At 55.1% G+C, this 1,063-nt stretch carries 1 rRNA gene; it reads left to right on the forward strand.

The window, feature by feature from the left end:
- Positions 1-1,035: ribosomal RNA gene (locus tag MHZ89_RS22580) — 23S ribosomal RNA — on the forward strand; the annotation flags it as partial.
- Positions 1,036-1,063 lie beyond the last annotated feature (28 nt).

Below are 1,063 nucleotides of genomic sequence, written 5' to 3' on the forward strand. Positions count from 1 at the left end.
AAGGAGAAGCTCTTGATCGAAGCCCCGGTAAACGGCGGCCGTAACTATAACGGTCCTAAGGTAGCGAAATTCCTTGTCGGGTAAGTTCCGACCTGCACGAATGGCGTAATGATGGCCAGGCTGTCTCCACCCGAGACTCAGTGAAATTGAAATCGCTGTGAAGATGCAGTGTACCCGCGGCAAGACGGAAAGACCCCGTGAACCTTTACTACAGCTTGACACTGAACACTGGTCCTTGATGTGTAGGATAGGTGGGAGGCTTTGAAGCGTGGACGCCAGTCTGCGTGGAGCCGTCCTTGAAATACCACCCTTTAATGGCTGGTGTTCTAACGTAGGCCCGTCATCCGGGCTGCGGACAGTGTCTGGTGGGTAGTTTGACTGGGGCGGTCTCCTCCCAAAGCGTAACGGAGGAGCACGAAGGTTGGCTAATCCTGGTCGGACATCAGGAGGTTAGTGCAATGGCATAAGCCAGCTTGACTGCGAGAGTGACGGCTCGAGCAGGTGCGAAAGCAGGTCATAGTGATCCGGTGGTTCTGAATGGAAGGGCCATCGCTCAACGGATAAAAGGTACTCCGGGGATAACAGGCTGATACCGCCCAAGAGTTCATATCGACGGCGGTGTTTGGCACCTCGATGTCGGCTCATCACATCCTGGGGCTGAAGTAGGTCCCAAGGGTACGGCTGTTCGCCGTTTAAAGTGGTACGCGAGCTGGGTTTAGAACGTCGTGAGACAGTTCGGTCCCTATCTGCCGTGGGCGCTGGAAAACTGAGGGGGGTTGCTCCTAGTACGAGAGGACCGGAGTGAACGCACCGCTGGTGTTCGGGTTGTCATGCCAATGGCACTGCCCGGTAGCTAAGTGCGGAAGAGATAAGTGCTGAAAGCATCTAAGCACGAAACTTGCCCCGAGATGAGTTTTCCCTGAGCACTTGATGCTCCTGAAGGGACGTTGAAGACGACGACGTTGATAGGCCGGGTGTGTAAGCGCAGCGATGCGTTGAGCTAACCGGTACTAATGACCCGTGAGGCTTAACCTTACAACGCCAGAGGCGTTTTGTGAGACGC

The organism is Pantoea sp. ACRSB, assembly GCF_022346905.1.
Classification (GTDB): domain Bacteria; phylum Pseudomonadota; class Gammaproteobacteria; order Enterobacterales; family Enterobacteriaceae; genus Pantoea; species Pantoea piersonii.